25 protein-coding genes are annotated in these 26,478 nt (G+C 45.2%); 11 read left to right on the top strand and 14 right to left on the bottom strand.

Features of this window, described 5'->3' with window-relative positions; all coding sequences use genetic code 11:
* Nucleotides 1-8 precede the first annotated feature (8 nt).
* Nucleotides 9-1,319, bottom strand: coding sequence for a 4-aminobutyrate--2-oxoglutarate transaminase (gene gabT, locus M1M80_RS02230; RefSeq protein WP_060397927.1), 1,311 nt, complete (start codon nucleotides 1,317-1,319; stop codon nucleotides 9-11).
* A 105-nt stretch (nucleotides 1,320-1,424) separates the two neighbouring features.
* Between gabT and gabR the strand changes: the two genes are divergently transcribed.
* Complete coding sequence (gene gabR, locus M1M80_RS02225) at nucleotides 1,425-2,864, top strand: MocR-like transcriptional regulator GabR (protein ID WP_060397926.1); 1,440 nt, start codon at nucleotides 1,425-1,427, stop codon at nucleotides 2,862-2,864.
* 1 nt (nucleotide 2,865) lies between these two features.
* Here the strand turns inward: gabR and M1M80_RS02220 are convergent, their stop codons facing one another.
* Entirely contained in the window at nucleotides 2,866-3,180 is a 315-nt protein-coding gene (locus M1M80_RS02220) for an ArsR/SmtB family transcription factor (RefSeq protein WP_003240210.1), read from the bottom strand.
* A 138-nt stretch (nucleotides 3,181-3,318) separates the two neighbouring features.
* Between M1M80_RS02220 and M1M80_RS02215 the strand changes: the two genes are divergently transcribed.
* The 4 genes from M1M80_RS02215 (at nucleotide 3,319) to M1M80_RS02200 (ending at nucleotide 6,851) form a co-directional block, all read left to right on the top strand.
* Nucleotides 3,319-3,606 carry a putative quinol monooxygenase gene (locus tag M1M80_RS02215; RefSeq protein ID WP_003240208.1) on the top strand — a complete coding sequence of 96 codons (288 nt, stop codon included), beginning with the start codon at nucleotides 3,319-3,321 and terminating at the stop codon, nucleotides 3,604-3,606.
* Between the two features lie 16 nt (nucleotides 3,607-3,622).
* The gene (nfsA, locus tag M1M80_RS02210) at nucleotides 3,623-4,372 is read left to right on the top strand and encodes an oxygen-insensitive NADPH nitroreductase (RefSeq protein ID WP_003240207.1); all 750 of its coding nucleotides are present in this window, start codon (nucleotides 3,623-3,625) and stop codon (nucleotides 4,370-4,372) included.
* 162 nt (nucleotides 4,373-4,534) lie between these two features.
* A complete protein-coding gene (locus tag M1M80_RS02205; RefSeq protein WP_060397925.1) occupies nucleotides 4,535-5,413 on the top strand; it encodes a TetR/AcrR family transcriptional regulator in 879 nt (292 codons plus the stop codon).
* Nucleotides 5,414-5,432: 19 nt separating this feature from the next.
* Complete coding sequence (locus tag M1M80_RS02200) at nucleotides 5,433-6,851, top strand: MDR family MFS transporter (RefSeq protein WP_003240201.1); 1,419 nt, start codon at nucleotides 5,433-5,435, stop codon at nucleotides 6,849-6,851.
* A gap of 45 nt (nucleotides 6,852-6,896) precedes the next feature.
* Here the strand turns inward: M1M80_RS02200 and M1M80_RS02195 are convergent, their stop codons facing one another.
* From M1M80_RS02195 to yclN, 4 genes are read right to left on the bottom strand one after another with little or no spacing between them, the layout of a single operon-like run.
* Nucleotides 6,897-7,850: a siderophore ABC transporter substrate-binding protein gene (locus M1M80_RS02195; RefSeq protein ID WP_060397924.1), complete on the bottom strand. Its 954-nt coding sequence runs from the start codon at nucleotides 7,848-7,850 to the stop codon at nucleotides 6,897-6,899.
* A gap of 21 nt (nucleotides 7,851-7,871) precedes the next feature.
* On the bottom strand, nucleotides 7,872-8,630 hold the full coding sequence (gene yclP / locus M1M80_RS02190; protein WP_003240196.1) for a petrobactin ABC transporter ATP-binding protein YclP: 759 nt from the start codon (nucleotides 8,628-8,630) through the stop codon (nucleotides 7,872-7,874).
* Entirely contained in the window at nucleotides 8,624-9,571 is a 948-nt protein-coding gene (gene yclO / locus M1M80_RS02185; RefSeq protein WP_060397923.1) for a petrobactin ABC transporter permease YclO, read from the bottom strand. The genes yclP and yclO overlap by 7 nt, the downstream gene beginning before the upstream one ends.
* Nucleotides 9,564-10,514: a petrobactin ABC transporter permease YclN gene (yclN, locus tag M1M80_RS02180; protein WP_003240192.1), complete on the bottom strand. Its 951-nt coding sequence runs from the start codon at nucleotides 10,512-10,514 to the stop codon at nucleotides 9,564-9,566. Before yclN ends, yclO begins: the two co-directional genes overlap by 8 nt.
* A gap of 384 nt (nucleotides 10,515-10,898) precedes the next feature.
* Between yclN and M1M80_RS02175 the strand changes: the two genes are divergently transcribed.
* Both M1M80_RS02175 and M1M80_RS02170 read left to right on the top strand, forming a co-directional pair.
* A complete protein-coding gene (locus M1M80_RS02175) occupies nucleotides 10,899-12,263 on the top strand; it encodes an aspartate kinase (RefSeq protein ID WP_060397922.1) in 1,365 nt (454 codons plus the stop codon).
* A gap of 150 nt (nucleotides 12,264-12,413) precedes the next feature.
* A complete protein-coding gene (locus M1M80_RS02170) occupies nucleotides 12,414-12,521 on the top strand; it encodes a YjcZ family sporulation protein (RefSeq protein ID WP_019257466.1) in 108 nt (35 codons plus the stop codon).
* A gap of 95 nt (nucleotides 12,522-12,616) precedes the next feature.
* Here M1M80_RS02170 and phrC read toward each other — a convergent pair whose 3' ends face one another.
* From phrC to yclJ, 4 genes are all read right to left on the bottom strand, one after another.
* Nucleotides 12,617-12,739 (bottom strand): phosphatase RapC inhibitor PhrC, encoded by a 123-nt coding sequence (gene phrC / locus M1M80_RS02165; protein WP_003240188.1) that lies wholly within the window; start codon nucleotides 12,737-12,739, stop codon nucleotides 12,617-12,619.
* Nucleotides 12,723-13,871: a response regulator aspartate phosphatase RapC gene (gene rapC, locus M1M80_RS02160; protein WP_019257465.1), complete on the bottom strand. Its 1,149-nt coding sequence runs from the start codon at nucleotides 13,869-13,871 to the stop codon at nucleotides 12,723-12,725. Before rapC ends, phrC begins: the two co-directional genes overlap by 17 nt.
* A gap of 157 nt (nucleotides 13,872-14,028) precedes the next feature.
* On the bottom strand, nucleotides 14,029-15,450 hold the full coding sequence (yclK, locus tag M1M80_RS02155; protein WP_080428959.1) for a two-component system sensor histidine kinase YclK: 1,422 nt from the start codon (nucleotides 15,448-15,450) through the stop codon (nucleotides 14,029-14,031).
* Nucleotides 15,437-16,120: a two-component system response regulator YclJ gene (yclJ, locus tag M1M80_RS02150; protein WP_003240180.1), complete on the bottom strand. Its 684-nt coding sequence runs from the start codon at nucleotides 16,118-16,120 to the stop codon at nucleotides 15,437-15,439. Before yclJ ends, yclK begins: the two co-directional genes overlap by 14 nt.
* A gap of 212 nt (nucleotides 16,121-16,332) precedes the next feature.
* Between yclJ and M1M80_RS02145 the strand changes: the two genes are divergently transcribed.
* Together M1M80_RS02145 and M1M80_RS02140 are read left to right on the top strand one after the other, a co-directional pair.
* Complete coding sequence (locus M1M80_RS02145; RefSeq protein WP_060397920.1) at nucleotides 16,333-17,793, top strand: ABC transporter permease; 1,461 nt, start codon at nucleotides 16,333-16,335, stop codon at nucleotides 17,791-17,793.
* A 15-nt stretch (nucleotides 17,794-17,808) separates the two neighbouring features.
* The gene (locus tag M1M80_RS02140) at nucleotides 17,809-18,489 is read left to right on the top strand and encodes an ABC transporter ATP-binding protein (RefSeq protein ID WP_060397919.1); all 681 of its coding nucleotides are present in this window, start codon (nucleotides 17,809-17,811) and stop codon (nucleotides 18,487-18,489) included.
* Between the two features lie 106 nt (nucleotides 18,490-18,595).
* Here M1M80_RS02140 and M1M80_RS02135 read toward each other — a convergent pair whose 3' ends face one another.
* The 3 genes from M1M80_RS02135 to gerKA are packed head-to-tail and all read right to left on the bottom strand — an operon-like array spanning nucleotide 18,596 to nucleotide 22,592.
* Complete coding sequence (locus M1M80_RS02135) at nucleotides 18,596-19,720, bottom strand: GerAB/ArcD/ProY family transporter (RefSeq protein WP_060397918.1); 1,125 nt, start codon at nucleotides 19,718-19,720, stop codon at nucleotides 18,596-18,598.
* A gap of 24 nt (nucleotides 19,721-19,744) precedes the next feature.
* Nucleotides 19,745-20,968 (bottom strand): Ger(x)C family spore germination protein, encoded by a 1,224-nt coding sequence (locus tag M1M80_RS02130; protein WP_060397917.1) that lies wholly within the window; start codon nucleotides 20,966-20,968, stop codon nucleotides 19,745-19,747.
* Nucleotides 20,958-22,592 carry a spore germination protein GerKA gene (gerKA, locus tag M1M80_RS02125; RefSeq protein ID WP_003240170.1) on the bottom strand — a complete coding sequence of 545 codons (1,635 nt, stop codon included), beginning with the start codon at nucleotides 22,590-22,592 and terminating at the stop codon, nucleotides 20,958-20,960. The genes M1M80_RS02130 and gerKA overlap by 11 nt, the downstream gene beginning before the upstream one ends.
* A gap of 124 nt (nucleotides 22,593-22,716) precedes the next feature.
* On the opposite strand from gerKA, the gene M1M80_RS02120 reads away from it, so the two are divergent.
* Nucleotides 22,717-22,938, top strand: a complete 222-nt coding sequence (locus tag M1M80_RS02120) for a YczF family membrane protein (RefSeq protein WP_003240168.1) — start codon at nucleotides 22,717-22,719, stop codon at nucleotides 22,936-22,938.
* Between the two features lie 15 nt (nucleotides 22,939-22,953).
* Here M1M80_RS02120 and M1M80_RS02115 read toward each other — a convergent pair whose 3' ends face one another.
* Complete coding sequence (locus M1M80_RS02115; protein WP_060397916.1) at nucleotides 22,954-24,708, bottom strand: right-handed parallel beta-helix repeat-containing protein; 1,755 nt, start codon at nucleotides 24,706-24,708, stop codon at nucleotides 22,954-22,956.
* Between the two features lie 279 nt (nucleotides 24,709-24,987).
* Between M1M80_RS02115 and M1M80_RS02110 the strand changes: the two genes are divergently transcribed.
* On the top strand, nucleotides 24,988-26,466 hold the full coding sequence (locus tag M1M80_RS02110) for a peptide MFS transporter (RefSeq protein WP_060397915.1): 1,479 nt from the start codon (nucleotides 24,988-24,990) through the stop codon (nucleotides 26,464-26,466).
* Nucleotides 26,467-26,478: the final 12 nt, after the last annotated feature.

The raw sequence follows: 26,478 nt of genomic DNA, 5'->3' as shown, positions 1-26,478 counted from the left end.
TCCAATGATTAAGCTCGCAGGCCTGCCTCCAAGATGCTGAGCCCTTCATTCAGAAGACTGTCCGAGATGACAAGCGGCGTCAGAAAGCGGATGATATTGCCGTTAATTCCCGCAGTCAGCAAAAGCAATCCGTTTTGATTTGCATACGCCGCGATCGCTGCCGCTTTCGCTTTATCAGGCTCACGCGTGTCAGGATCCTTGACGATTTCGATTGCCGCCATTGCCCCGAGTCTGCGGATGTCACCGATGAACGGGAATTCTTGTTTCCACTCATAGGCCTTGTCTTCAATGATTTTGCCAATTTCTTCAGATCGCCCATTCAGCCCTTCTTCTTCAATGATATCCAATACAGCCAACGCTGCCGCGCACCCGAGCGGGCTGCCGGCATACGTGCCGCCCAGCTCCCCTGGCGCTGCTGCATCAAGCATTTCCGCGCGGCCGATCACACCGCTTAACGGCAATCCCGCTGCAAGTGATTTAGAGACCGTGATCAAATCAGGCACTACATCAAAGTGCTCAATTGCGAAATAAGTGCCGGTTCTGGCAAATCCGGTTTGAATTTCATCAGCGACAAAGACAATGCCGTGTTCCTTGCAGAATGATGCGACGTGCTGCACAAATCGTTTCGAAGGAATGATAAAGCCGCCTTCTCCCTGCACTGGCTCCATCACGACACAGGCTACCGTTTCAGGCGCGACTGAAGCGATGAAGAAATCATTGAACGCTTGGATGACCATGTCGTCATAGCTTTCATCACTCATGCCGGCCGGCTTCTGATAATAATATGGGAACGGCGCTTGATAAACCTCTGACGCAAAAGGGCCGAAGCCGAATTTATAAGGTTTGACCTTGCTCGTCATGCTCATCGTCATATTCGTGCGCCCATGAAATCCGCGTGTAAACGAGACAACCCCTTGGCGCTTTGTATACTTTCTGGCGATTTTCACAGCATTCTCTACCGCTTCCGCCCCTGAGTTCAGGAAGATCGCTTTTTTCTCATGGCTGCCCGGCGCAATCCCACAAAGTTTTTCCGCTAATTCGATATAAGACGGGTACATCATGACATTGAAGCCCGGGTGAATCAGCTCCTCCGCCTGCCGCTTCACAGCCTCAACCACCTTCGGATGCGAGTGTCCGACGTTTAACGTTCCGATGGCGCCTGCAAAATCAATAAATCTCCGGCCGTCCAGATCATACAGCTCAGCCCCTTCTCCTTTTACCGCCAGACTGCGGTTGCCGTTGCTCACACCTTTTGATACGAATTGATCCCGTTTTTGCTGCCACTGGGCAGTCGTAATGTTTGCTGTTGTTTGACTCATGTGAATGTCCCCCTGTCGCTATTTTCTTATCATTCTGACTTCTTTTTGGTATGATGAAAAGTACCAATTATAACTTTTTGATGGTATCAGAAGGAGAAGCCGCATATGGACATCACAATCACACTCGACCGCTCAGAACAAGCCGATTATATTTATCAGCAAATTTATCAAAAGCTGAAAAAAGAAATCCTCAGCCGCAATCTGCTTCCACACTCAAAGGTTCCCTCCAAACGGGAGCTGGCTGAAAAGCTGAAGGTCAGCGTAAACTCAGTGAATTCAGCCTATCAGCAGCTGCTGGCTGAGGGATATTTGTACGCCATTGAGCGAAAGGGTTTTTTCGTTGAGAAGCTGGACATGTTTTCTGCCGAGGAGCACCCCCCATTTGCACTGCCGGATGACCTGAAAGAGGTTCACACAGATCAGAGCGATTGGATTTCGTTTTCACACATGAGTTCTGATACAGACCATTTCCCGATCAAAAGCTGGTTTCGCTGCGAGCAAAAAGCGGCCTCCCGCTCATACCGCACGCTTGGCGATATGTCGCATCCGCAAGGGATATATGAAGTGAGAGCGGCCATCACCAGGCTCATTTCCCTGACGCGGGGCGTAAAATGCCGGCCGGAACAAATCGTCATCGGGGCAGGCACACAGGTGCTCATGCAGCTATTGACTGAGCTTTTGCCTCAGGAAGCAGTATATGCAATGGAGGAGCCCGGTTACAGGCGCATGTACCAGCTTTTAAAACATGCCGGAAAACAAGTGAAGACGATCATGCTGGATGAAAAAGGCATGTCGATTGATGAAATCAGCAGACAGCAGCCTGATGTGCTGGTGACGACCCCATCGCATCAATTTCCGGCCGGAACGATTATGCCTGTATCCAGAAGAATTCAGCTGCTGAACTGGGCGGCCGAGGAGCCGCGCCGCTATATTATTGAAGACGATTATGATAGTGAATTTACATATGATGTAGACAGTATTCCGGCGCTTCAAAGCCTCGACCGTTTTCAAAATGTCATCTATATGGGCACCTTTTCAAAGTCCCTTCTCCCCGGCTTGCGGATCAGCTATATGGTTTTGCCGCCTGAGCTATTGAGGACATACAAACAGCGGGGCTACGATCTGCAGACATGCTCGTCTCTGACGCAGCTCACCCTGCAGGAATTTATCGAGTCCGGAGAATATCAGAAGCATATAAAAAAAATGAAGCAGCATTATAAAGAAAAGAGAGAACGCTTGATCACTGCTTTAGAAGCAGAGTTCAGCGGAGAGGTTACCGTAAAAGGGGCAAATGCGGGACTGCATTTTGTCACCGAATTTGATACCAGCCGCACCGAACAAGACATCCTGGCACATGCCGCCGGCCAGCAGCTTGAGATCTTCGGAATGAGCCGATTTGATTTGAAGGAAAACAAGCGGCAAACGGGCAGGCCCGCTCTCATTATCGGCTTCGCCCGGCTGAAGGAAGAAGAGATTCAGGAGGGTGTCGAGAGGCTTTTCCGTGCTGTTTACGGACATAAAAAAATCCCCGGTACAGGGGATTGATTCACCAGCGGTCCTGGTCCACATTCAGCACGGCATCAAGCAGGCCCGGAAACGCCTTTTCAAGATCTTCAGCCCGAAGCGAATAATACCGGCGCTTTCCTTCTATGCGAACTTGAGCGATGCCTGATTCTCTCAATACTTTAAAATGATGTGACAAGGTCGATTTGGCAACCTGTACATCCGCACAGGTGCCGCACGTTTTTTCTTTCGCTTCAGCTAATTGCTTGACGAGCTCTAAACGAAGCGGATCACTCAGTGCGTGAAGAACCTTTGTCAGCTGCAACGTTTCTGTTTCTGGATGGTTTGGAATGTTCATGACACAAATGTATCACACAACAATTAGAATGACAATTTTACTATTTAAGGGTTTTTCCTTTACCTCATTTTAAATACATGTTACAGTTAGTTCGATGAAATTCGAACAATAATCAGTATAACGATGGAGGAGATTGACATGATCGTATTACAAGCTTATATCAAAGTAAAACCAGAAAAACGCGAGGAATTTTTGAGCGAGGCGCAATCGCTTGTTCAGCATTCAAGAGCTGAGGAAGGCAACGCGCAATACGACCTATTTGAAAAAGTAGGCGAAGAAAATACATTTGTGATGCTTGAACAATGGAAAGATGAAGCGGCGATGAAATTCCACAATGAAACTGCGCATTTCCAAGGATTTGTAGCAAAAGGAAAAGAACTGCTGAGCGCTCCTCTTGATGTTGTCCGCACAGAGCTTAGCGAGTAAGGAAAGGGTGTCCCATATGAATGAAGTCATCAAATCATTAACAGACCACCGCTCGATTCGCAGCTATACAGATGAGCCTGTAGCTCAGGAACAATTGGACCAAATCATTCAAGCAGTACAATCAGCCCCATCTTCTATCAACGGGCAACAAGTGACTGTAATCACAGTGCAGGATAAAGAGCGCAAAAAGAAAATCTCCGAGCTGGCAGGCGGACAGCCTTGGATTGACCAGGCTCCTGTTTTCCTGCTGTTCTGCGCAGACTTCAACCGGACCAAAATCGCGCTTGAGGATCTGAATGATTTCAAAATGGAAATCACAAATGGCTTAGAATCTGTTCTTGTCGGCGCAGTAGACGCTGGTATCGCCCTAGGAACAGCGACAGCAGCGGCTGAATCACTCGGACTTGGCACGGTTCCGATCGGTGCGGTTCGCGGAAACCCTCAAGAGCTGATCGAACTGCTTGAGCTTCCGAAATACGTGTTTCCTTTATCCGGCCTTGTCATTGGCCATCCTGCCGACCGTTCAGCGAAAAAACCGCGCCTTCCGCAGGAAGCAGTAAATCATCAGGAAACATATTTGAATCAAGATGAGCTGACTTCTCATATTCAGGCATATGATGAGCAGATGTCTGAATACATGAATAAGCGGACAAACGGAAAAGAAACAAGAAACTGGTCACAGAGCATCGCTTCCTATTATGAGCGCCTGTACTATCCGCATATCCGTGAAATGCTTGAGAAACAAGGATTTAAAGTTGAAAAATAAGTCTCACCCGGCCTGTCGGATTTTCCGGCAGGCCTTTCGATTGTCCGGTTAAAATCCATTGACTTCTATTTAGTTTATTTGGTAAAATTTTTTCATTGTTACTCATTGGTTTTCTGTGAACCAATGGGTTTTCTAATGTTCAAGAAAGAAGGAAGCCATGAGATGCTTGATAAAAAAACTGATATCTTGTTAGCCGCGCGAAAGCTTTTTTCGGAAAAGGATTTTACGTCGGTTTCCATGCAGGCGATCGCAGAAGAATGTAAGATGTCAAAAGCTTCGATATATAAGCTGTTTCAATCTAAGGAAGATCTGCTTTTGGAGCTGCTGTCATTTAACCAGAAACAAATGGTGGCCGCGGCCTCAAGACTTCAGGAAAATACCGCGCTGACACCGGAGGAACGTTTGATGCAAAAGGTCAAAATGGAGCTGGAAGGCTTCAGGCGGAATCAGCAGTTTTTCAATATGCTGACCTACGGAAACCCCAAGCTGCATAATGACCGGGTCAAACAGCATATCCATCAGACCAGATCAACGATTATCTGCTGGCACCGCGATTCGCTGATCCAGGCTTACGGAGAAACCATTCTCCCGTTTGTGTGGGATTTGGTCATCATTCTTCACGGCATGATGCGTGAGTTTTTAATGCTGATCAAAATAGAGGAAAAACCGCTTAAGCTTGACCCGATTGCAGAGTTTATCATCAGCACCCTCAATCAGATTGTCAAAAACAAGGAAACCCGGCAGTCTCTTCTTCCGCAAGAAGCCATCGAGCTTTATATTCATTCAGCATCCTCCTACAAACCAAAGGATAAATCAGCCCTATTGTCGGAAAGCCTGAAGGAATTACATAAAGGCATCTCTTCCCTGCCTGCCGCGGACTATGACGTAGATGAACTGACATCAGCAGCCGCCATGCTGGAGGAAGAAGCGAAGAAGGAAGAACCCCGCGCTTTTTTGCTCAAATCACTGATTGGCTATCTGGAACAAACCGGTGTTTTAACACAGCCCGTTTCGATGTTAAAAACACTGTTAATTACTTAGAGAAAAGAAGGGATATGTATTGAACACAAGTATTGAACAAAAACCTTTTAACCGTTCTGTCATTGTCGGCATTTTGTTAGCCGGGGCGTTTGTCGCGATTTTGAATCAGACGCTGTTAATTACTGCACTTCCCCATATCATGAGGGATTTCAATGTCGATGCCAACCAAGCGCAATGGCTGACCACTTCATTTATGTTAACCAACGGAATATTAATTCCGATTACCGCGTTTTTAATTGAGAAATTCACGAGCCGGGCGCTGCTCATTACAGCAATGAGCATTTTTACTGCCGGAACAATCGTCGGAGCGTTCGCGCCGAACTTCCCGGTTCTGCTGACAGCGCGTATCATTCAAGCGGCCGGAGCCGGCATTATGATGCCGCTCATGCAGACCGTATTCCTGACGATCTTTCCGATTGAAAAGCGCGGCCAGGCCATGGGTATGGTCGGATTGGTCATCTCGTTTGCGCCTGCGATCGGACCGACTCTTTCCGGATGGGCAGTCGAAGCTTTCTCTTGGAGATCACTGTTTTATATCATTCTTCCGTTTGCTGTGATTGATTTAATTCTTGCCAGCATCCTGATGAAGAATGTGACGACTTTAAGAAAAACACAGATTGATATTTTATCAGTTATCCTATCGACATTTGGATTCGGCGGCCTTCTGTACGGCTTCTCAAGCGTCGGCTCTTACGGCTGGACCAGTTCAACCGTCTTGATTTCACTGCTGGTGGGTGTCATCGCACTGCTCCTGTTTATCACAAGACAAATGAAGCTTGAAAAACCGATGCTGGAATTCCGCGTCTTTACGTTTGGCGTGTTCAGCTTAACAACACTGCTCGGAACACTTGTCTTTGCATTATTGATCGGTACGGAAACCATCCTGCCGCTTTATACACAAAACGTCAGAGACGTCACAGCTTTTGATACAGGGCTCATGCTTCTTCCGGGAGCCGTCGTGATGGGCTTCATGTCACCGATTATCGGCAGAATCTTTGACCGTGTCGGCGGAAGAGGCCTGGCGATTGCAGGTTTCTGTATCATCTTCCTGACATCGCTGCCGTTTATGCAGCTGACTGACCATACGTCACTCGCTTGGATTGTCGTTCTATACACTGTTCGTCTTTTAGGTACCGCCATGATCATGATGCCGGTGACGACAGCTGGAATCAACGCGCTGCCGCGCCACCTGATTCCGCACGGAACAGCGATGAACAATACCATTCGCCAAGTCGGCGGCTCCATCGGAACCGCACTATTGGTTTCCGTCATGAGCAACCAGGCGGCACACGCAGGCACGACAAATGTAAAGCACGCCGCCCTGCACGGCATGAACGCCGCTTTTATCGTGGCAGCCTGCATTGCACTTGTCGGCTTCCTTCTCTCCTTTACATTAAAGAAACCTCAGCGCCCTGCCGAACAGCAGCCGGCACGCTGATCATAAAAAAAGAGCCCCGCTTTTTAGCGGAGGCTCTTTTTGGTTTTACTTCTCTAAACCGTCTTTTACCTCTTTAATCATTTGCGTCATAGACTCAAGTCCGCCTCCTGATAAGTACCAAGTAGCAGAATCAAGGTAAACGACATGATCATTTTTCACTGCGTTTACGTTTTTCACATAATCATTTTCAACGACTTGTTTAGTAGACGATGTTTCTCCGATCGCTGTACCGCGGTCAATAACAAACAGGTAATCAGGGTTTGTTTTTGAAATGTACTCATAAGAAACACTTTGTCCGTGAGTAGACGCTTTGATGTTTTTATCAGCCGGTGTCACGCCGAATACGTCATGGATCAGGCCGTATCTTGATTTAGAACCAAAGGCGCTGATTTTGCCGTCGTTCGCCATAATCACAAGACCGTTTTTGTTCAGCTTTTCAGCTTTTTTCTTAAGATCTGCAATTGAGTTATCAATTGTTGCAAGTTCGTCTTTTACTTCATCTTCTTTATCAAAGATTTTTCCGATTGTTTGTGCATCTGATTTAAATGTTTCCATGTATTTCGCTGTGTCTACGCCAAGGTAAATCGTCGGCGCAATTTTAGAGAATTCTTTGTAAGACTCAGATTGTCTGCCTGAGATAATGATCAGGTCAGGGTCTATATCCGCCACTTTTTCGAAGTCCGGCTCTTTTAAGCTTCCGACATCAGCATATTTGTCATCTTTGAATTTAGACAGATAGCTTGGAAGGGCTTGTTTCGGAAGGCCCGCTACTTTATCATCAAGACCGAGTTTATCTAACGTATCTAAGCTGCCAAAATCAAATACGACTACTTTTTTAGGATTTTTCGTCACTTTTGTGCCGTTTTTGTCCAGCTGGTGTTTTACTGTGATTTGCTCTTTCTTTGAATCAGAACCTTTGCTGCTTGTGCTTTGGTTTCCGCATGCAGAAATGACAACTGCCGTCACCAAAGCGATGAATAGTAATGCGAATTTTTTCATGCTCTTCACCTCTTCTATATATTAAGAAAAATAAACACCTATTCTTTGATTATCAATCGTCTGAATCGGAATGGTCATATCGTAGATTTCCTCAAGCACAGAGGTTTCAATAATCTCCTCAGGCGGCCCCTCTTTTACGATTCGGCCGTTTTTCAAGGCAACGATATGATCGGAGTAGACGGATGCGAAGTTAATATCATGAATAACGATCACGATTGTTTTCCCAAGCTCCTCTACCAGCCGTTTCAGCAGTTTCATAATTTCAACTGAATGTTTCATATCCAGGTTGTTCAGCGGCTCATCCAGAAAAATATAATCTGTGTCCTGGGCAATGACCATTGCGATAAATGCCCTTTGGCACTGTCCGCCGCTCAGCTGATCCAGGTATTTGTCCTGAATGTCTTCCAGCTTCATATAGCCTAGCGCCTGATTGATATGAACCCAGTCTTCCTCTGTCAGCCGGCCTTGTGAGTACGGAAATCTGCCGAAGCTGACGAGGTCTTTGATGGTGAGCCTGATATTGATTTGGTTCGCCTGCTTCAAAATGCTCATTTTTTTGGCAAGCTCTTTGCTGTCGCAGGCTCCAATCTCTTGTCCGTCTATGAAAATCTCGCCGGAATCCTTTTTGATCAGGCGGCTCATAATAGACAGCAGTGTGCTTTTGCCGGCGCCGTTAGGACCGATAAACGAGGTAATTTTGCCTTTTTGAATCGTGACTGACGTCTCTTCAAGGACAACTTTCCCGCCGTATTGTTTGCTTACATTTTTGACCTCTACCATGATTTATTCTCCTTTAACAGCAAGTAGATAAAATAAATCCCGCCGGCAAAATTAATAATGACGCTCAGCGTCGTTGAGAAGGTAAACACTTTCTCAACCACAAACTGCCCTCCGACCAGCGCAATGATGCTGATGAAGACGGAGCCTGCGATTAAGTATGAATGCTTATATGTTTTCAGGAATTCTCTCGCCAGATTGACGACAAGAAGGCCTAAGAACATAATCGGCCCGACTAGCGCGGTTGAAACAGAAACAAGGATCGCAACCACGACCAGCATCTGCTTCACCACTTTGTCGTAGTCAATGCCCAAGTTCACGGCGTGCTCGCGTCCGAGCGACAGCACGTCGAAAAATTTTGTGAAACGCCAGACATAAGCGCCTGTCAGCAGGAAGATGATGAACGCGAGCCATAACAAATCCGTATTGATGTTGTTAAAGCTGGCAAACATCTTATCCTGCACAACTTGAAACTCATTCGGATCAATCAGCATCTGCATAAAGGAAGACAGGCTGCTGAACAGCGTGCCAAACACGATTCCGACGAGCAGAAGGAAAAAGATATTTCTCCCCTCTCCCTTGAACATGATCTGATAAAGAACAAGGGAAAACAGTATCATCAGCAGAACAGAGATGATAAAGTTGATGTTTTTATTCATGATGACAATATTCGCAGAACCGAACAAAAAGATAATGCCGGTCTGAATCAGCATGTAGAGAGAATCAAGGCCCAAGATGCTCGGCGTCAGGATGCGGTTATTCGTAATCGTTTGAAAGATCATGGTCGAAAACGCAATCGCTCCCCCCGTCAGCACAATGGCAGCGACCTTTTTGATTCGTCTCGGCAGGGTGTAATCCCAATTGCCTAAGTCATAAAACAGAAACAAGCCGATACATATCAAGGCTAAACCAACGAGCAACGCAATTTTCATCTGGTTACGCATATGCTTTTCTCCTTAACAGCATAAACAGGAAAATGCCGCTGCCGATGATTCCGACCATCAGGCCAATCGAGATTTCGTAAGGGAAGATAATGATTCTGCCCAATATATCGCAAAACAGCACAAAAACCGCTCCCAATAGCGCAGTATGCGGCAGGCTGCTCTTGAGATTGTCTCCTCTGTAAATCGATACAATATTCGGGATGATTAAACCGAGAAACGGCAGCATACCGACAGTCAAAATGACAAGAGACGTGACCAGGGACACGATAATGAGCCCGATGTTCACAACCCGTTTGTACTTCAGGCCGAGGTTGACAGAAAAGCTTTCTCCCATACCGGCCACTGTGAATTTATCCGCATAAATATAGGCAATGATGACGAGCGGAATACTCAGATAAAGAAGCTCGTATCTTCCTTTCACGACTAAAGAGAAGTCTCCTTGAAGCCATGATGACACATTCTGGATCAAGTCATATTTATATGCGATAAATGTCGCGATTGAACTGACGATACTCCCGAGCATTAACCCGACAAGCGGAATAAAGATCGTGTCGTTAAACTTGATTCTTTCAAGGATTTTCATAAACAAGAAATTTCCTGCAAGGGCAAAGACAAATGCAACCAGCATTTTCATTAAAGGACTGGCGGATGTAAACAGCAGCAGGGAAATTAAAATGCCGAGCCTCGCCCAATCCATCGTGCCCGCCGTCGTCGGTGACACGAATTTGTTTCTGCTGATCTGCTGCATAATCAAACCGCAGATGCTCATGCTTAAGCCAGCGATGATAATGCTGATCAATCGCGGCAAACGGCTAGCAAACAGCGTTGACGCCTCTTGGTTGCTTAAATCGAAGAGATCAAGCGGCGACAGATCTTCCACGCCGATAAATACAGATGTGACTGCTAATATGATAAGTAGAATAAATAAGTAACGTAGCTTCATGCTGCCTCCTTACATCCTTACAGCAAAAAGAACGCATCTCCTACTCCGCAAGGACTCAAAACAATATGGCCATATAGTAATTGATTATCATTATCATTTACATATTACCATTTTTCTAGTGTTAGTCAATATTCTTTCAAAATATTAACCTAGTCATTTATTCAATTTTACTAATAATTCTAACCATTTTCCATCCCAAATCGTAGATTGTTTACCATAATGAACTTCATATCGCAATTATACGGTCAGCAAACCTAACGCCATTCCTTGTGGAAAATACAAATGTTCGTTCCAGAAAGAAATTTTCCCTTGATTTACAGGACTGAAAGAGAGATAATAAGTACTAAATTTGTGTGAAAATTTTAAACATTAGGAGATGTAAACATGAAGGTCGTTAAATTCGGAGGCAGCTCACTCGCTTCAGGCGCCCAGCTTGAAAAGGTGTTTCACATCGTAACCTCAGACCCGGCACGGAAAGCTGTAGTCGTTTCAGCTCCCGGAAAACGCTATGCCGAGGATACGAAAGTGACTGATCTCTTAATCGCATGTGCAGAACAATATTTGGCAGCAGGCAGCGCCCCTGAGCTGGCGGAAGCTGTGGTGGAACGGTATGCCCTCATCGCAAATGAGCTTCAGCTGGAGCAAAGCATTATCGAAAAAATACGCGATGACCTGTTTACGCTTTTAGAAGGAGATAAAAGCAATCCCGAGCAGTATCTTGACGCCGTCAAAGCCAGCGGAGAGGATAACAACGCCAAGCTGATTGCCGCCTATTTCCGCCATAAGGGTGTGAAAGCAGAATATGTGAACCCGAAGGATGCCGGCCTTTTTGTGACAAATGAACCCGGCAACGCGCAAGTTCTTCCTGAATCCTATCAAAACCTCTATCGTCTTCGGGAACGCGACGGCCTCATCATTTTTCCCGGCTTTTTCGGATTCAGCAAGGATGGCGATGTGATCACTTTCTCACGGAGCGGTTCTGATATTACCGGCTCGATTCTTGCCAACGGACTTCAAGCCGATTTGTACGAAAACTTTACGGACGTGGATGCTGTGTACTCTGTTAATCCGTCTTTTGTTGAGAATCCAAAGGAAATCAGCGAGCTGACTTACAGAGAGATGCGGGAGCTGTCCTACGCGGGTTTTTCGGTGTTTCATGATGAAGCGCTCATTCCGGCATTCAGAGCGGGGATTCCTGTTCAAATCAAAAATACGAACAACCCGTCAGCACAAGGGACCCGCGTCGTCAGCAAACGGGATAACACAAACGGGCCTGTCGTCGGCATAGCCAGCGATACCGGCTTTTGCAGCATTTATATCAGCAAGTATTTAATGAACAGAGAAATCGGATTTGGCCGCAGAGCCCTTCAAATCCTGGAGGAGCACGGTTTGACGTATGAACATGTTCCATCGGGAATTGATGACATGACCATCGTCTTAAGGGAAGGGCAAATGGACGCGGCCACTGAGCGCAGCGTCATCAAACGGATCAAAGAGGATCTGCAAGCCGATGAAGTGATTGTCGAGCATCATCTCGCACTGATTATGGTTGTAGGAGAAGCGATGCGCCATAATGTCGGCACAACGGCAAGAGCGGCCAAAGCATTATCAGAGGCAAAAGTGAATATTGAAATGATCAACCAAGGATCTTCTGAGGTAAGCATGATGTTCGGCGTGAAAGAAGCCGAAGAACGAAAAGCCGTTCAAGCGTTATACCAGGAATTTTTCGCGGGCGTGCTGGTCTCTTAATGCACATAAAAAGCGGGCGGCAGCGCCCGCTTTTTTTATATCACCTCAGTATAGCCGAATTGTTCAATTTTTTTCTTGTCCACTATTATCCCTGCCAAGCTGATCGTTTCTGCATATCTTATAGTATCCTTCATAGGGAGGTGAAACCTTATGTCAGGATACTCTAACGGCGGCGGTTACGGCAGTTCTTTTGCTTTAATCGTTGTATTGTTTATTCTTTTAATTATCGTAGGGACTGCGTTTTTCGGCAGCTACTAAGCAGCTGACCGTCTCTGCGGGCGCCGTAAGCTCTACCTCTTGCGGCGCTGATTAAAAAAGAAACACCCCTTCTCTTGATGAGAAGGGGCTGGTTCTTACGTCATTCCTCTTTCCGTTACATGAAAGTCGAGTGATTCGGCGTTAGCAGAAACGCCAGCCACTGTAAAAATCGCGGCTGCGGCCAAACAAATAACAAACAACTTAGATTTCAATTTCATACAAACCTTCACTCCTTTGTATTTGTTTTCTTGCCTCTTCAACTTTTAGAAAGTAGGAAGCAGACAGTTTGAACCATTTTTGTTCATAGTAGTATTTTGCTACTTCTAGGGCTAAATCCTCTATATCAGCGTACATATTTTTATTTTTTAAGTAATGGAAACATCGTTCGATTCCTTCTTCATTGGGCTGATCCTGATATAGGGATTGCAAAAACTCGAATTTTACCGCGTAGTCTGCATCGTCTGTTTCTTTAGCATATTCATAGCCCCGCTTGTGATATTCCGAAGCTTTATCATGTTTTCCCCGTTTATAATAAATCAGGGTGATTAAAAAATAGGCTTGCGGCAGCGAATTGATGATTCTGCTGCTTTCAAACGTGGAAACCGATTTTTCAAAGTAGTCAATGGCAGGGTCAAGAAGCTCTTGGTTGTAATAGCATAACCCAAGATTGTAGTACGCTCTTCCAACCAGCTGGGCTTTTTGTTCTGCTTCGGCCATTTCGAGCGCCAACTTGAAATGGCGTGCGGCTTGTTCGAAATTCCTTTCATCCATCAGGTTGACCCCGAATACGAAATGGCATTGAATAATTCTCACATTATAGGTTTCCTGCTCCACATAAATTTCATAGGCGTTTTTTATATTGATCAGTGAAAAGTATGTTTGCTTCATATAATAATAAGCTTCCGCGATTTTAAAATAGAATTCAGCCCGTTCAATATGGTCTGCAACAAAGGAAAGCTTTTTCTCCGCCTGTTTATAATATGTAATGGCAGAAATAAATTCCCGCTTATCAAACTCATACATCCCGCGGAAAAAATTCACATAATAGTCGAGCAGCCCTTTGAGATCTGCCTGGTTGCTGTCGATGTTTCTTGATAATTCAGACAGGCTTGGCTGGTCTTCGATATTTAATTTCTCTAACGGCTCTAGATAATCAAGCATAAGCTGGTGGCGGAATTCCATTAGTGAATAATAGAGCAGCAAGTTGGAATCGTGCTGCATGTGTTTCAGTTCCTGCTGGATTTCAGCTTTTAACACTTCGGCATCCGGTACGCTGAATGTCCGGATATATTTGTACCATTCGTTAATTTTTTGACCGACCGCTGAAGAAGGAATTACCCCGCTCTTCATTCCTTCACCCTCTCCCATCAAAAACTGTTTATGTCATATTTTATCATGTTTACAGGCTGTCCCGACCCGAAAAACACGCAATCTTTGTTTCGGGAGCACGCAATAAACCGAAGCGATGTGCAAAAAAGGCGGCTGCATTTGACGATGCCGCCGCCCTTTATGTTATTGCTGTTTTGCCGTTAATAGGAAGGCGGATGATGAATTTCGTGCCTTTTCCTTCTTCACTCTTGATTTCTACTGTGCCCTGATGCATTTCAACGAGCTGCTTGACGATGGAGAGACCAAGTCCGTATTCCCCGTATGCCGTGTTCGTTCTTGAAATATCAGCCTTGTAGAACCGCTCCCAAATATGCTCAATATCCTCTTTTGAAATGCCGATTCCCGTATCCTGGATTTCGATAATCGTCTCTTTATATCCTTCTAATCCGCGCAGCCAAATGTTGCCGCTTTGCGTAAATTGGATGCTGTTTTTCGTAATGTTGACGAGAATTTGAATTAACCGGTCATAATCGGCATAGACGATAATGTTATCCTCTACCTGAATCGTCAGCTTGTTTTGCTTTTCTTCCGCCTGCTGTTCCAAGTGCTCTTTCACAATTTCGAAAACCTCGATCAGCGGAACATCGAGCTTGTTCAAGGTAATTTGCTGGGATCTGATTTTTTCATAATCCAGATTTTCTTTTACGAGCCGCAGCATTCGCTTCGTTTCCTCACTGATGAGCGAGAAGCATTTTTCCTTCTTATCCTCAGGAATCGTATGGCTGTTCAGCCCTTCAACCAAACCGTTGATCGTCGTCAGCGGTGTCCTTAACTCATGAGACACGTCAGCGATAAACTGCCTTCTCCGCTTCTCAAGTCGATCGATTTCATCCCTTGATTGCTTTAATTTTTTCGCCATGATATTAAAGTCAGACGCCAGCACGCCGATTTCGTCACCATAGCTGTTTTCCAAGTGGATATCATAATCGCCGGAAGCCACTTTATCTGTCGCTTCTCTCAGCTTTTCAATCCGTTTCACATGGAATTTGGACAGAAGCCAGCTGACGAGAATGGTAATCACAAGTGTGCTGATCACAGCGTAAAACATGTAGAGATTGACCTGATTGACCATCTGTTCAACACCGCTGATCGGAGAAATCAGCAGAACGGCGCCTTTAAATTCGTTCTGAACAAAAATAGGCTGCGCCACAAGGGACACTTCATCATCAAAACGGCCATCAGCTCTGATCATGACAGTCTGCCCTTTTTTCAGCTTATTCCATTCTGATTTCTTCAGCTTTTCCCTTGGCGGAAAGCCTTCGGGCATGAAATAAGGACGCTGCTTTTCATCAAAAAGCATAAACTGTGTCTTTCTTGTGCTCAGCAAATCCTGATACGGGTACAGCCTGTGCATATCAACCTGGCCGCCCTGGAATTCGTTTGCGATCTGTACCGCATATGACGTCAATTCCTCTACTTTGTTTTGATAGGCAAACTCTTTCACAAAGTGGGAAAACAGAGAAATGATAATGACAAACGCTAAAAGCAAAATGCTGATATGGCTCAGCAGCAGCTGATATAAATATTTAATCTTCATCAAATTTATACCCTACTCCCCACACCGTATATAGGAAAGGCTTGTCTTCGCTGGCAAGCTTTTTCCGCAGCCGTTTAATATGAACATCAACCGTTCGCTCATCTCCGTAGAACTGATAGCCCCATACCTGCTCAAGCAGCTGTTCTCTGGAGAACACCTGTCGCGGGTTTTGGACAAGGTAGTACAGCAGATCGAATTCCTTCGGCGTGAGGTTTTCTACAGGCTCTCCGTTTAAAAATACTTCTCTCGTTTTCTTATTAATGGTAAAGCATTCCGATTCGATCAAATCTTCATCAATGACCGCTTTGCCTGTCGCCTGATATCTTCTGATGACGGCTTTGATGCGGGCAACCAATGTCAGCGGACTGAACGGCTTCGTGACATAATCGTCCGCTCCCATCTCAAAACCGATGACCTGATCTGATTCAGTGTCTTTGGCAGTCAGCATGATAATCGGCACCGTGCTTGTCTCTCTTATTTTTCTGCAGATGGTCACGCCGTCCATGGATGGCAGCATAATATCCAAAATGATCAGGTCCCAATTTTCTTCCGTAAAACGCTGGTATCCCTCTAACCCATCATGAACGAATTCCGCTTCAAAACCTTCCTTAAAAAAGAACATCTCCGTCATCGTACATACACTAACATTATCTTCTATCATTAATATTTTCATTGTATCCTCCGGTTGTTTTGATGCTTTTCTATATAATAGCACCATTTTATACAGATGCATTTGTGTTTCACAATTGTTAGTTTTTATTTAATCAACTAGAAATAGATTGTTCATACTTTTTTCATACCTTTGGACTACTATTAATTTATCAACAAGCGGGCCCGCCCCACAGGCGGTCTTAACAATATAAATACCTATACGGAGGAACATAAATGAACTTTATCAAACGGGCCTTTTGGAATATGAAGGCTAAAAAGGGAAAAACGTTATTGCAATTATTTGTGTTTACAGTCATATGTGTCTTTGTTCTGTCAGGCCTCACAATCCAGTCGGCAGCACAAAAATCAAGCGAACTGGCCAGACAGGAGCTCGGCGGAAGCGTGACGCTCCAGGTTGACCGCCAAAAGCAAATGGAAAAACAGCAGGACAGCGGAGAAAAACGCAGCTTCGAATCAACACCGATCAAAGTATCTGATGCGAATAAGCTTGCAGCGCTTGATCATGTGAAGAGCTACAACTACACCACATCAGCTTCAGCCAACGCAGGAAACTTTGATGCGATTGAAAGCTCTAGTTCAAGTGATTCCAGCTCAAGCAGTTCAAGCTCAAATAATAAAAACAGCCAAGGCGGCGGACAAGGCGGGCCACAAATGGTTCAAGCCGACCTTTCTATCGAAGGTGTCATCAGCACAGCGTTAGTCGATGATTTCTCTGACGGAGATTCAAAAATCACAGACGGACGAGCGATTACAAAATCTGATGTCGGCAAAAAAGTAACAGTGATCAACGAAACATTAGCGGAAGAAAATGATTTAAGCGTTGGCGATTCGATCACAATTGAATCAGCAACGGATGAAGATACAACGGTAAAGCTGAAGATTGTCGGTATCTATCAAACAACGTCTTCAGGCGATGACCAAGCCCAGAATTTCTCTTTCTTAAATCCTTACAACAAGCTTTACACACCTTACACAGCAACAGCAGCGCTGAAAGGTGACGATTATAAAAATACGATTGACTCAGCCGTTTACTATATGGATGATGCGAAAAATATCGATGTCTTCGTAAAAGCAGCGAAGAAAACATCAATTGATTTTGATACATTCACATTGAATACAAACGATCAGCTTTACCAGCAAATGGTCGGCCCGATTGAAAATGTAGCTTCTTTCTCTAAAAATGTCGTGTATCTTGTGTCTGTGGCAGGCGCTGTCATTCTTGGCCTGATTGTCATGATGTCTATCAGAGAGCGCAAATATGAGATGGGCGTGTTAATGGCGATCGGTGAAAAACGCTGGAAACTGATCGGACAGTTCTTAACTGAGATTCTGATCGTGGCTGTTATCGCGATCGGCATTGCATCATTGACGGGAAATCTAGTTGCAAACCAGCTCGGAAATCAGCTTTTAACCCAGCAGATCAGTTCATCAACTGATTCAACACAAACCGCTAGCGGACAAATGCCCGGCGGCGGTGGCGGCATGGGCGGCGGAATGTTCGGACACAGCTCAGCAAACGTAGATGTCATTGATTCACTGAACGTTGCGGTTTCTATGAACGACATGCTTGTTCTTGGCGGAATCGGCATCTTCATCGCCATCATCGCAACATTGCTGCCGTCAATTTCAGTACTGCGGCTCCATCCGAAAACGATATTGACAAAACAGGAATAGAAAGAGGCGAAATTTATGAGCTTATTAGAATTTCAACAAGTCGGCTACTGGTATAAAGACAAAAGCCAGCCATTGTTTCAGGATATCAACATCAGCTTTCAAAAAGGAAAATTCTATACAATCGTCGGCACATCAGGGACAGGAAAAACCACTTTCCTGTCTCTGGCAGGCGGACTAGACGCGCCAAAAGAAGGAACCATCTTTTACGAGGGAAAAGCTGTTTCCAAAATCGGCTTAACAAATTTCAGAAATCAATGTGTATCAATTGTCTTTCAGGCGTACAACCTGCTTCCATATATGACGGCTCTGCAGAATGTCACAACCGCCATGGAAATCACAGGTTCTAAAGAAAAGGACAAAGAAGCGTATGCGCTGGAAATGCTGCAGAAGGTCGGCATCAGCGAAAAACAAGCCCGGCAAAAAGTGCTGACACTGAGCGGCGGACAGCAGCAGCGGGTATCCATTACAAGAGCTTTCTGCTGTGACACGGATCTCATCGTAGCCGATGAACCGACCGGAAACCTTGATGAAGATACATCAAAAGAAATCGTACGCCTCTTTCAAGATCTGGCGCACAAGGAAAATAAATGCGTCATCATGGTGACGCACGATGAGCAAATTGCAAAAGTATCGGACATCAACATCAGACTTTCAAGAGGAAGCTTTACTGTGAAGGAAAACACCGCAGTCGTATAACAAAAGCGCGCCTCTGCCAGTGCAGACAGGGGCGCAACCTATATCCCCCTTTTATATAGAAGTGAACATAAAAAGAGCGGCGGCTGCATCCCCCCGCTCTTTTTATTTATTGTTTTTTTCTTCCCGATCCATTTGATTTCTCTCTTCGCTTCTTTTTCCAAACGGCAAGAATAAACAGAAAGAGCGGAAACAATACCTGAAAAGGCAAATGAATATACAGCGGCACCACTTTCAGGCCTTCGTTCAAATGCTCTGAAAAGTTAGTCGCGATCGTAATAGAAAGAATTAAAATGCCCAGTCCCATCGGATAAGCCAATTGAGAAGGGTTCTTTTCCTTAAAAAGCGTGGACGTGCCCACTACCACTGCATATAAGTAGAGGCTAACCTTAAAGAAGCCGCCGATGATCAGTGCCAGCATAAAAAAGACATCGAGCCGGTCTAAAAATTCTTCAACCTTGATCGTCTGAATCGTACTTAAAAGCGGAAACTGGGATCTGAGTGTAAGATCAACATCAAGTACACTGATATTAATCGCCACGGTAAGCGCCACAACCAATCCGCTGATGGCCATGGCGATCATCCCCTTTTTTTTCACATCTTTTCGGTCATTAAGATAAGGGAAAATCATCACGAATAAAACGACTTCACCAAACGGAACGTACATGGTCTGCGTAAAAACAGAGTGAATGACAGGAGGAATGCCATCTACTAAAACCGGTTTTAAATTCTGCGGGTCTATGGAACCTGAAACAACAATTAGCACGAGGCCGATCGCACCCAGTAAATACATGGCTCCGAAAAGAAGCTCCGCCGCGCGGGCGAGCACTTCAATTCCTTTTCTGACGGCATATATGCTAACAATCATTAATAAAGCATTCACAATCAGAATCGGCGTATCATGATAAGCAAACGTCAGCAGCATTTCCCCAAAGTCACGCAGCACCCGGGCGGCAATATAGGCAAAGTACAGGATATACAGAAATGAAAACAGCCAGCTCAGTTTGGTTCCCAGCATATCATCCATATATTCTTTCGGGGAATATTCCGGGTAACATTGATAAATGCCTTGATACAAATAGTAAAGAAACAAACCGACCGCACAGCCCAATAGAACTGCTATCCAAGCATCCCTGCCGGCCATTGATCCAGGTGTAATCAATAAGGCGCTGCCCAGCTCAAAAATGATAATCATGACAAACAGCTGCCTGATGCTGATTTTGGCTTTTTCCATCTGCCATTTCCCCTTTCTCCAGCCCTACTCACCTTTAAGCTGGTGCCTGAGTGGATTGTTTCGCAACCCCGTTCTTCTGATATACGTCTCCGCCTTCACATCGACAGGCAGTTCCGGCAAATACTCTTTGTCCCATGTGTCCTTCATTTTTTCCCACTGCTTCGGATACTTTCTATATATCGTGTCACCAAAACCGATAAAGTCAATTTTGTTCTTTTTGATCTTTTTCACAGCATGGCTGATTTCCTTTTCCAGCTCTTTGTTGAGAGCTTTTTCAATATCGGCCAGTACCTTTGGATTAGACAATTGGAAAGGGTATTTGACAGCATCCACAATTCCTTCAACCGTCACATGAACGTGGATGTGAGGACGCCCGTTCCGCATCTCAGGTACCAGCTTTGTGGTTTGATGGGTGATTTGTAAGCTGACCGCGTCCTTCGTCTTGCCCCAGTCAGCATTAACAAATGTATGCTGAACCTTATTCATAAGCCAGACGGCTCCAACGCTTTCCTTGTCTTCAATCCAATACTTTAAATGGCCTGACTTATCAAAAACCGCCAAACCGTCTGCCTGAAGAATGGCTTTCGGATCTGTCGCCTGCGTGTTTTCCATGCTGATTCCTTTTTTATCATCACCAATCATCATATATCCCGGGATAACCGGCGCTTTTGTGGTGATGGCAAGTGTTTTCAGGACGTCCTGAATATTCGTTTTGACCACCCGTCCGTATTGCGCCTCCGTGAAGTCGAGTGTTTTATTGACTTTATTTGACGGAATTTTATCAATCGGCGTCAGGATTTTTACGATATTTTCCGCTTTTGTCTTATGGGCAACGACCATTGTCGCTGTTGTCCTAAATTCCGTATCGCGGTCAAGGTTATCTAACACAAAATCCAAGCCCTCCTCTCTCGCCAGCTTTTCACTGATCACGACCAGATTGGTATGGGCAAAGTAAAGCCGCCGGGATACTTTCATGGAGGCTTTTCTGAGTGCTTCCGTCATATTATCGCCTTCAATGGAATAGACCGAGATAGGCGGCCTGTCTCCAGCACCGCCGCCCTGCAGCCCGCCGGCAACATTTCCGGGATTGATAATTTGAAGATGCAGCACGTAGTTGCCTTCGTTCGTCCGATCGATGCCAATCGCTGAGATAATCGCAAGGTCCGTCAGTTCCCGCTTATCCCAGCAGCCGGGCAGCACAATGACGCTCAAAAGCATGAGAACGGCTAATACACGTTTACGTACCATTCTTATCCCCTTCTTCCAAGTCTTTGTTCACCATTCCGCGTGAACCATCAGGCACTGGTCGCTGATCTTCCGCCTGCCGCACCTTATCTTCCTTGCTGATTGATTCCGGCCTTTTTTGATCAGCCCACCATGGAACCCTGAACAGTGTGTCCTTTACCCCTTGAGAAGAAAAGGGAGCAAGCGGCGACATATAAGGAACACCGAAAGAGCGCAGGCTGCATAAATGAACAAACATCATAATGATCCCTAAAATCAGCCCGTAAAACCCCATAATAGAAGATGCAATAATAAAGATAAATCGAATGAGACGGGCTGAAATGGCCATGGCAAATGCGGGTGTCGCGAAGCTGGCAATCGCGGTGATGGCAACGATAATGACCATAGCCGGAGAGACGATGCCTGCTTGTACGGCAGCCTGGCCGATAACAAGCGCACCTACGATCGATACCGCCGAGCCAACAACACGCGGCAGCCTGACGCCGGCTTCCCTCAGAATCTCAAAAGCAACCTCCATCGTGATTGCTTCGACAACAGCCGGAAAAGGGACAATCTCCCGCTGAGCCGCAATAACCACTAACAGCTGAGTCGGAATCATTTCCTGGTGAAACGTCGTGGCTGCCACATAAACTGCTGGCGCGACAAGTGAAATAAAAAAGATTAAAATCCGCAGAACCCGTATGCTTGTCGCAATGTCAAAACGCGAATAATAGTCTTCAACGGACTGAAAAAATTGAATAAATAAAGCCGGCGCAATGAGAACAAACGGCGTTCCGTCCACAACGATCGCAAATCTTCCTTCTAACAGATTTCCCGCCACAACATCCGGGCGTTCTGTATGATACAAGGTCGGAAACGTCGTAAATGTTTCATCTTCAATCAGCTGCTCGATATATCCAGACTCTAAAATACTGTCAATATCTATTTTTTTCAGGCGCGAGCGCACTTCTTTCAGCACCTTTTCATCACAAATGCCATGAATGTACATGAGCGCGACATCCGTGTGTGTCACAGATCCGATTTTCATTTTCTCTACCCATACATTCGGATTTTTGATGTATCGGCGGATCATGGAAATATTGGTTTGCAGAGACTCTGTGAACCCTTGGCGCGGACCGCGGAAGGACACCTGGGTGCTCGGCTCTTGGATGGAGCGTTTCTCTCCCCCTTGTGTGCTGCAAATAAGCGCCTCTTCTGAACCGTCTGCGAAAATCAGTGAATTGCCGAGCATTAATTCAGAAAAAAGCTTGTCCCAGCCCTTTTCTGCTTTCACTCCGCCCAGCGGGAGCGTTTTTTCAAGAATCTGCTGGATGGCATGAGAATTTTGGATGGACTCGTCCTGAACCAAGGGCTCGATTAGAGATTCATGAATCGTGTTATTATCGACCAGACCCGCAATATAAATAACAGCGAGGTGGACACGATCCTGTTCCCCGATTTTGATCTCGCGAATGATGACGTCGGAGCTGCTTCCGACTTCCTTTTTCGTTTCAGCTATGTTTTTTGCCAAACTTGGGGAAACGAGAACCGGCCTTTCTTTTTCCTGTTGCTGGTTCTGATTCTTTTCTTCCATATTCTGTTTGTCTTTTGAACCGGTATTGTTCTTTCGCTTAAAAAATAAAGGCATACACAAATACCTTTCCTTGTCGTTTTCTCATATTCTTCCTTTGAGAGTTGAGATTATGCATTCGGATGGCTGCGGTATAACTTCTCTGATAAAGATAGACACTAAAAGCGGAGGGTGATGAAGCATGAAAATATTAGGCGTGACAGGGATCATATTAATTTGTTTATTAACTATTTCTGTTTTCATGGACATGCTTCAAGGTTTCAGTTTGACAAAAGCCATTTATAACAATATGTCCAGCTTTAAAATGACGACGTTTACAGAATGGGTCGTGCTTTTATTTTTTGTTCTGATACTGGTGAGGGAAATATATATGCTCTATAAAGCGAAAAAAAAGAACCCCTAGAGCGGGGCGTTTTTTTCAGGCGATAATATTGCCGTCTGCTGTATCGCTAGTATGTTTGTTGATTGTTCCTTTGAAGATGCGATTGCCGATGATTTTGGAATTGGTTGAGGTGTTTGTTTGGATGGCTACCGCCGTGCCTGCGGAGAGGTTATTGATGGTGTTTCCGGAGATGATAGAACCTGCAGAACCGTTGACATAAATGACAATCGGATTCCCGGCCGTTCTGTTGACTGAAATGGTATTATCAAATATCTCATGTACACCGGCGCTGATATAGATGGTGACCAAAAGCGGAGATCTTTCAAAGTGGTTGCTGATAATAGAGGTTTTTGCACTTGTGGAGCAGTAAATCGGATAATTTTTAAAATTTTTAAATGTATTGTTTTTGATGACGGCGTTAGCATTGTTCGTGACGGAAACGGTATACGATTCCAAGGCTCCTTCGAACGCATCGGGAATCATTGTATTTCCTTCAATCACCGCGTTTCCTTGAGCGATCCAAATTCCCCGGCTGAATTTTCTCAGCACATTATCTTTTATGATCATATCGCCGCCGGTTATGGTCACACCGTCAATGACTTCAATGAGGCAGTTATTCAGAAATGCGCTATCATCTGACAGCACTGCGCGAAGACCGGTACTGCGCCTTGTTTCAGACAGTCCGCTTTGAATTTGGTTGCCGTCTACCTTCACGTCGGAAGACTGATAAACCAATATCCCTGTGTTTTCAAAGTTACTGATTTTGTTGTTCGTGACAAGAACGCTCTTTCCTCTGACATCAATCCCGGTTGAAAACCCGGTAATAAGATTGCCGGCGATCACCGCATCACTGCTCTCTTTTCCTTGTGACACACCGAGTCCGGTAATCCCGACTCTAGGTGCAGCAGCCGCGTCTTCCGCCCGTCTGAGAATATTTCCCTTGATCACCGTTTGAGTTCCATATCCATAGCTGATCGTATTGTCTGAATGGTTTCCTTCTATTGAAATGCCGTACCCGTTAAAATTGGTCACAGAACTTGAAACGTTTCCGCTAAAATGGTTATTGCGAATGGATACATTGATCGGCTCTTCATAGTCAACATCGCCTTCACCGTATCCTTCTATATCAATTCCGAATTTCGGCGCTGTTCCATTTCCCGTCCCGGCATCTTCAATCACGCATTCCTCCACTGTGACCATGTCACATCCGGTTATGGAAATGTTATTTCTTCTCGACCGCCGAACCTCACAGCGGCGGATGGTAATATGCTCTGACGTTCGATAATTATTAGATGTCTTTAAGCCTAACGGACTGACAATAATCCCGTCCCCGGTGAAATCAGAAATTTTGACATCATCAATGACAACATTCGAGCATCCTTCAATGCAAATGCCGAAGCCCCATTCATGGGTTGACCTTATCCCCGCGGACGCATACGTATGTTCATCCCGCTCGCCGATAATTTGTCCCCCGGAAATGGTTATATTCTCTTGCCTGCCTACATAAAATGCGGAATACCCCCACGAACTGTTCGGAATGACTTTGATGATGCACTCTGGGTCCATCATAATCTCAAGGTTGCCGGGAACAATAATTCCGGCGTTTCGAAACTTTTGATTGGAATCTCCTCCAAGTGTCCCGTCTATTAAATATGTCCCTTTTGGGAACCAGACAGTATGATATCCTTTCGAAACAGCCGTACTGAGGCACTGATTAATCAATTCTGTTGAATCCGTTTTACCATCTCCTGAAATACCAAAATCCGCCGCATTTAATATGAATTCAGCCAATTGCGAGCCTCCTTCTCCATGATTAGTATCATGATACTCACAAAGGCCCGATCCGCTTGTACATTTCTCTAAAATTTTATTAAAAAAATATAAAGGAATAGTTTTGTAAGAAAACCTCACGAAAAAAGTCCTAAAAACCAGTATAAATTCACTATTTTCATACGTTTATATTTTTTCTATTCTGGAACTTCTTGAAATGAGTATAAATTATATTGACACAAGTATTATATAAGAATATGATTTTTATAATACACTTTTTTAAGAAAGGGTTTGGCTGACATGGCTTCGATTGATAACGAAAGTATCATTAAAAGCGTCCCGCAAAAAGGGTTCTTTGGTCACCCGCGAGGACTATTTACGCTATTTTTCACCGAATTTTGGGAGCGTTTCTCTTACTATGGAATGAGAGCAATCTTGCTTTACTATTTGTATACAGAGACAGTAAACGGAGGGCTCGGCTTTGACAAAGGCACAGCGGTTGCCATTATGTCAATTTACGGATCTCTCGTATACATGTCCAGTATTATCGGCGGATGGCTCGCTGACCGGGTATTCGGTACCGCAAACACCGTATTTTACGGCGGCATATTCATTATGTTCGGCCACATTGCACTCGCCTATCCGGGCAGCGCGACAGCATTCTATATCAGCATGGCGCTTATTATTATCGGAACAGGCTTATTAAAACCAAACGTTTCCAGCGTGGTTGGAGATCTTTATACGAAAGAAGACACACGCCGCGACTCAGGTTTCAGTATTTTCTACATGGGGATCAACCTCGGTGGTTTACTCGCGCCGTTAATTGTCGGAACACTCGGACAGAAGTACAACTACCATCTCGGCTTCGGAGCTGCCGCAGTCGGAATGCTTCTCGGACTTATCGTATTTGCTCTGACAAGAAAGAAAAACCTCGGGATTGCAGGTTCAAATGTGCCGAACCCGCTGTCTAAAAAATCAGCGATCGGCACCGGAATCGGGGTTATCATTGTAGCGATCGCGGCGATTATTGCTGTACGAACAGGCGTGCTGACGATCAATCGGTTCATCGACCTTGTAAGTATTCTCGGTATTTTGATTCCTATTGTTTATTTCATTATCATGTTTACAAGCAAAAAAGCGGACAAAACAGAAAAATCTCGTCTTGCCGCTTACGTTCCTTTGTTTATCGCCGCTGTCATGTTCTGGGCCATTCAGGAACAGGGAGCAACCATTCTTGCGGTATACGCTGATGAACGCACAAGGCTTTCATTGGGCGGATTTGAACTTCAGTCATCTTGGTTCCAATCATTAAACCCATTGTTTATCGTCATTTTTGCGCCAATTTTTGCGTGGCTATGGATGAAGCTTGGCAAACGCCAGCCGTCCACACCAGTTAAATTCTCAATCGGAATTATTCTAGCTGGCTTGTCATTTATCATTATGGTATTCCCTGCAATGCAAGGAAAAGAAGCACTCGTAAGCCCGCTTTGGCTCGTCCTCAGCTTCCTGCTTGTCGTGCTTGGAGAGCTGTGCCTGTCTCCAGTCGGTTTATCCGTAACAACGAAACTGGCGCCAGCTGCATTCTCTGCACAGACAATGAGTATGTGGTTTCTGACTAACGCAGCAGCCCAAGCGATCAATGCCCAAGTAGCCGGATTGTTTGATAAAATTCCTGAAACAATGTACTTCGGCACCATCGGTTTGATATCAATCGTACTTGGCGGCATTCTCCTGCTGCTATCGCCGATTATCAAACGCGCGATGAAAGGGGTCTTATAATAAGAAACAGCC

Source organism: Bacillus inaquosorum (genome assembly GCF_023238325.1).
GTDB classification, from domain to species: Bacteria; Bacillota; Bacilli; order Bacillales; family Bacillaceae; genus Bacillus; species Bacillus inaquosorum.
The sequence above is the reverse complement of the archived record's forward strand: the minus strand, read 5'-3'. Positions and strand labels throughout refer to the sequence as shown.